This window comes from Paracoccus acridae (genome assembly GCF_014642735.1).
Classification (GTDB): Bacteria; Pseudomonadota; Alphaproteobacteria; order Rhodobacterales; family Rhodobacteraceae; genus Paracoccus; species Paracoccus acridae.
The window spans coordinates 1-5,411 of record NZ_BMIV01000043.1 but is presented as its reverse complement, the minus strand read 5'-3'; the positions used below and the strand labels follow the sequence as shown (position 1 = coordinate 5,411).

The window sequence follows — 5,411 nt, the reverse complement described above, 5'->3', positions numbered from 1 at the left end:
GGGCTACCGAACACCCGCAGAGGTCTTTGAGAGCAACCTGATGGCTCTCAGAAACAGACTGGAATAGAAGAAAAACAACAATTTGCGCTTCGGCGTGAGTTCACAGAGACCATTTAGAATTGTCGCGAACTGGCAAAGTTGATTTGTCGCCCTTGCCCTGCTGCCGGAGCCTTGCGCGCAGGATGTGACACAAGGGCATCGGCATGGGACTTCTCCTGATGAGCGAACGCGAGCTTCAGCGGATCGAGGTTTTGGCGCAGGTCCTGGACGGCAGCCTGCGATCAGCGACAGCTGCCAGTCTGCTTGGCCTCAGCCAGCGGCAGGTGCAACGCCTGCTCGGCCAGGTGCGGGACGAGGGCGCCATGGCGGTGCGCCACAAGCTGCGCGGCCGACCCTCGAACAACCGCATCAGCGCTCTCAAGCGCGACTACATCCTGTCCCTGATCCGCAGCGATTATCCTGACTTCGGTCCCACCTTGGCAGCCGAGAAGCTGGCCGAGCGGCATGGCCTCTGCATCTCGTCGGAGAGCCTGCGGCAATGGATGATGGCGGCCGGGCTTTGGCACAGCCGAGCGCAGCGGCGCCGTATCCACCAGCCCCGGCTGCGCCGCGAGTGCCTTGGCGAGTTGATCCAGATCGACGGCTCGGATCATCGCTGGTTTGAAGATCGCGGACCAGTCTGCACGCTGCTGGTTTTCATCGATGATGCCACCGGCAAGCTGATGCAGATGCGCTTCGTTCCCTCGGAGACCACCGAAGCCTATTTCATGGTCGTGGAAGACTATCTGAGGGATTACGGCCGCCCGGTCGCGTTCTACTCGGACAAACACAGCATCTTTCGCATCAACCGTCCCGAGGTCCGCAAGGAGCATGCCATGACGCAGTTCGGCCGCGCTCTGGCCGAACTGAACATCGAGATCCTGTGTGCCAACTCCTCGCAGGCGAAGGGTCGCGTGGAGCGAGCCAACCGCACTCTGCAGGATCGTCTGGTCAAGGAACTGCGCCTTGCGGGCATCTCTGACATGGAAGCCGCCAACGCCTTCCTTCCCGGCTTCATGGCGCGCCACAATGAGCGCTTCGCCTGCCATCCTGCCCGGTCTGATGATCTGCACCGGCCGCTGAATGTGCCGGCATCGCGGCTCCGCGAGATCCTCTGCATCCGCGATCAGCGTCGGCTCAGCGGCAACCTGGTGGTCCATTACGAGCGCAGGAAGTTCATTCTGGACGACAGCGCGCACGCCCGCAGCGCCATCGGCCAGTATGTCGAGACCTACGCCTATCCAGACCGGCCGCTCGAGATCCGCTGGAAAGGCATGTTGCTGCCCTACCGGGTGTTTGACCCCAGCCAGCAGCGGGTGACCCATGCGAGCATCACCGAGAACAAGCGATTGGCCGAGGTGCTGTCCTACATCATGATCCAGCAGCAGGCTAACCCGCCGAAGGTCGGGCCGGTGGGCAAGCAGCGAGACTACTACACGCCGACCGGCAAGCGCGGTCGTGGCCGCAAGAGCTGGCTCGACAAACGCGCCGAACGACGCGCGGCAGAAGCTCAGGCGGCGCAGATCCTGCAACCACCCGCACAATGACAACGGGCACACATAGCCCTCAGCCGCGATAGCCGAAACCTGCAAACAGCGCGCTGCCGCCGGCCCCGACCCTACGGCCCTTGTGCTGGAGAACGGGCCGGGGCCGGCTTATCGCTCAAAGCCCATGCGACATTTCTAAATGGTCCACGAGGCGACATTTTAACTTGGTGACAACAATTGCGGCGCTAAGCGGCCGTATGTTGAGTTAGCTCCCTTCTCTCTACAGCACGCTAGCTCATGATCTGAACTGCTTCCGCTTTGGCTGCAGCCAGCAGCGCCGCGTCCAGGCTCGCCAATGTGGCGCCATGCCTTAATGCCAGCTCCAGATAGAGAGCGTCGTAGACGGTCAGTCGATGCCTTCGCGCTAGATCGAGGACCACGGCATTGGCAGGATTGGTGTCCAGCACGATCCCCAATCCGTCAACGGCATCCGTAATCTGCTCGGCCGAGCCTGCCGGAAGACGGCCGCGGCGCTCGTTGACCATGAGGATGTTGCGCAACTCTGCCCATAGGAGCCAAGGGGCAAGGAGGTCATCGTGCCTGGAAGCCAAGTCCTGTAAATCGATCACCTGCTCATCGGGCATGATCCAACCAACGAGCGCGGACGCATCCAGCACAAGCATCAGCGCCGGCCCTCGTCACGCGCAGAAAGAATGTCCTCGGTCGACAGCGATACGCCTTGCTGGGTCAATCGTGTCCGTAGTCCGGAAAGGCGCCGCAAGGCTTCTGCCCGGCCAGGACCGGCGACCGGCACCAGCTTGGCCACGGGTGTCCCACGGCGCGTGATCGTCACGCTTTCCCCCTGCTCTGCCGCTACCAGCAGCTCAGACAGGTGCGTCTTTGCTTCGAAAGCTCCAACTTCACGCATAGTAAATTCTCCAAACAACCAGTTACAAACTAGTTATAAAACCGCAATTGGTCAACATGTCAGCCTTTCTTGTGCGCGGCGTCTCGCGCTTTGCCGAGTTACGCAAACTGAACTTGACGACATAGCAAAAATTATCGTTAGATGCATGGTGCTGCACTGTGCCGCAAAGCGAGTCTTGAGGGGACCGGATGACCTCGAAACACCGTCTCACCGTTAATCTTTCCGATGAGGAAGCTGACGCGCTCGCTATGCTCGCAGGAAAATCCAAGGTATCGAAAGCATGGCTTGGCCGTCATGCTATCTGCGTTTTTCTAGAACGCGCGCAGGACAACAGCGATCAAATTCCGCTCCCTCTGGAAAGCGTAACGAGGGGAAAGCTGTGACGTATCGACTAATCGACCTTTTTGCAGGCGCTGGCGGCATGACGCTCGGCTTCACCGATCCCCGTTTCTGCGGGGGCTTTGAAAGCGTATGGGCGCTCGATATCGACGCCTCGGCTGTCGCCACCCACCAGAGCAATTTTGGCCCTCATGCAGAGTGCGGCGACATAGAGGAATGGTTGGCATCCAATCGGCCCATCCCTGCCGCCGACATCGTTGTAGGCGGTCCGCCCTGCCAAGGCTTCAGCCTCTTGAACAAGCAGCGCATCGGTGATCAACGCCGCGCGCTTTGGTTGCCCTTTCTCGATGTTGTGAAGCGCAGTGGCGCATCGGTTTTCGTTATAGAGAACGTGGCCGAACTGCGCGCCTCGCCAGAATATGATCAAATTAAGAGTTATGCCCGCAAGATGGGGTTCGATATCGTTAGCGACGTGCTGCTGGCGGCTGACTACGGCGCTCCGCAAACGCGACGACGCACGGTAATCGTCGGTTATCTGCGCAATGAGATTAGCGAAGTCAACTTTCCGCCGCTGCCAACCCATGCAGCGCCCAACGGGCAGTCAAACCTTCCGCCTTGGCGCACTGTGCGGGACGCGATCGGCGACCTTCCGAAGCCGATCGGCACTGAGATCCGCAAAATGCGCACACCGTATAATCTGCATTTCGGGCGTACACCCACTGCGAAGAGTTTGGCACGTTATCGGGCCGTGCCGCCAGGCGGCAATCGCTTCGATCTGCAGCGCAACGCGCCCGAGATCACGCCGGATTGCTGGATCAGAAAGACGTCAGGTGGTACTGACCTTTTCGGCCGCTTATGGTGGGACCGGCCTTCGGTCACAATCCGCACCGAATTCTTTAAGCCCGAAAAGGGCCGTTACCTGCACCCCGACCAGGACCGGCCCATCACGCACCGCGAGGCGGCGCGGCTCATGGGTTTTCCCGACGACTTCATATTCCAGGGGACGAAGGTCGACATTGCCCGCCAGATCGGCAACGCCGTGCCGCCACCCCTGGCCGGTGCCATCGGTCTTTGCGTTCGTCAATTGCTCGACGCAGCAATGAAAGCTGCCGCCTGACATGGTACGTCGGCCGCGGGCGCATGATACTGACGCTATCCGCCTGCAGCTCATAGAACTGCTAACCAACTTCGAGCGTCACTTGGCTGGGGCAGATCTGCGCAATCAGGTGCGCAATCTCGTTCCCGCCAACCACCTCCTGCGCGACATGGGCGTGTCACTGCTGCCGCAGGGCAACAACCTGTCTGCCCGCGAGCGCATCTTGGCTTATCTACGTCGCTTCCCTGCGCAAGTCATCGATGGCGACGAGTTGATGGTGGTCGCCGGCATCAGCGAATACGCACGCCGTCTGCGCGAACTGCGCGTAGAGGAAGGTTGGCCAATTCTCTCCGGCATCACGGCACGCGAAATGCGCGAGGCCCAGGCTGAGGTCAGCCTACCTGACGAGGATGCGGCTCCCGCTATGCGGCCGGATCAATATATGCTGGTTGCGGATCGCCAGGACCGAGACGCCGCCCACCGTTGGAATATGGCCAATCAGATACGGCGCAGCAGGGCGGGTGCACGCGAGAAGATACTCCAATACTTCCGAGCTAATGTCGGCAAACAAATCACCTCAGAAGAGCTGCGCTATGTCGCCAATATAAGCGAGTGGCCGCGTCGCGCACGCGAACTGCGCACCGAAGACGGTTGGCCCATTGTCACACGCTTTACAGGCGATCCCACCCTGCCCGCCGGCTTTTATGTACTGGAGCGCGATGAGCAGGCGCCCGCCCACGACCGTCATATCCCTGAGATCGTGCGCCGCGAGGTTATGCAGCGTGACAACTGGTCATGCCGCTGGCGCGGCTGCGGCTGGCCTCACGGCTTTCCACCTCAGGACCACCGCTTCCTCGAAGCACATCACCGCATTCACCATGCCGATCGCGGGCCTAACACGGCTGGAAACCTCGTTACGCTTTGCAACTTGCATCATGACGAAACACACCGCACCGGCCTACTCGACCTGGAAGGCGAATGAGTCCTCACCGCAGCGACGCAGGCAAGAATCGCATTATCGTCTAGCTCGCAAGCCCAGAGCGTCAGCACCTCGATGCCCGCGGCTGCCAAGGCCCGCAGGGCGGCCGCGTCACGCTCCTTGTTGCGCATGATTTTCGCCTTCCAGAATTCTGGGCGCGTGGTGGGCAGGCGTGCGCGACGGCAGCCGTCATGGCCATGCCAAAAACACCCGTGCACGAAGATTGCGAGTTTGTATTTCGGCAGGTAAAGGTCCGGGCGTCCCGGAAGGTCGCGACGCTGCAGCCGGAAGCGGTAGCCCGCTCGATGCAGTAGTCGCCGGACGCGCAGTTCAGGGCCGGTGTCGCGGCTGCGTACCTTGCTCATGTTTTCGCTGCGCGCGGAGGGCGATAATTTATCAGCCATCTTTATTGCGGTTTCAATATTTTAAACCCTAATGTGCGTATTCCACGGCATCCGACCGCTTATTCCAGCAACATCCGACCAGCCGTTCCACGATCATCCGACCGGTCGGCGGTAGCGGTCTGAGGCAAAGTCTTCATGG

At 60.5% G+C, this 5,411-nt stretch carries 7 protein-coding genes; 4 read left to right on the top strand and 3 right to left on the bottom strand.

Going from position 1 to position 5,411, the window contains the following annotated elements; translation table 11 throughout:
* Nucleotides 1-203: 203 nt before the first annotated feature.
* Nucleotides 204-1,586, top strand: coding sequence for an ISNCY family transposase (locus IEX25_RS19330; RefSeq protein ID WP_188717338.1), 1,383 nt, complete (start codon nt 204-206; stop codon nt 1,584-1,586).
* Between the two features lie 230 nt (nt 1,587-1,816).
* Here the strand turns inward: IEX25_RS19330 and IEX25_RS19325 are convergent, their stop codons facing one another.
* A complete protein-coding gene (locus IEX25_RS19325; RefSeq protein WP_229665503.1) occupies nt 1,817-2,209 on the bottom strand; it encodes a type II toxin-antitoxin system VapC family toxin in 393 nt (130 codons plus the stop codon).
* Nucleotides 2,209-2,454: a type II toxin-antitoxin system Phd/YefM family antitoxin gene (locus IEX25_RS19320; protein ID WP_188717336.1), complete on the bottom strand. Its 246-nt coding sequence runs from the start codon at nt 2,452-2,454 to the stop codon at nt 2,209-2,211. The genes IEX25_RS19325 and IEX25_RS19320 overlap by 1 nt, the downstream gene beginning before the upstream one ends.
* Before the next feature lie 188 nt (nt 2,455-2,642).
* On the opposite strand from IEX25_RS19320, the gene IEX25_RS20240 reads away from it, so the two are divergent.
* Genes IEX25_RS20240 through IEX25_RS19310 form a run of 3 tightly spaced genes read left to right on the top strand, consistent with a single transcriptional unit; the run spans nt 2,643 to nt 4,871 of the window.
* A complete protein-coding gene (locus tag IEX25_RS20240; RefSeq protein WP_229665502.1) occupies nt 2,643-2,837 on the top strand; it encodes a ribbon-helix-helix domain-containing protein in 195 nt (64 codons plus the stop codon).
* Entirely contained in the window at nt 2,834-3,910 is a 1,077-nt protein-coding gene (locus IEX25_RS19315) for a DNA cytosine methyltransferase (protein ID WP_268236172.1), read from the top strand. The genes IEX25_RS20240 and IEX25_RS19315 overlap by 4 nt, the downstream gene beginning before the upstream one ends.
* Nucleotide 3,911: 1 nt before the next feature.
* The gene (locus tag IEX25_RS19310) at nt 3,912-4,871 is read left to right on the top strand and encodes an HNH endonuclease (protein WP_188717332.1); all 960 of its coding nucleotides are present in this window, start codon (nt 3,912-3,914) and stop codon (nt 4,869-4,871) included.
* Here the strand turns inward: IEX25_RS19310 and IEX25_RS19305 are convergent.
* Nucleotides 4,823-5,272 carry a very short patch repair endonuclease gene (locus IEX25_RS19305; protein WP_188717330.1) on the bottom strand — a complete coding sequence of 150 codons (450 nt, stop codon included), beginning with the start codon at nt 5,270-5,272 and terminating at the stop codon, nt 4,823-4,825. The two genes, IEX25_RS19310 and IEX25_RS19305, sit on opposite strands and share 49 nt — an antisense overlap.
* Nucleotides 5,273-5,411 lie beyond the last annotated feature (139 nt).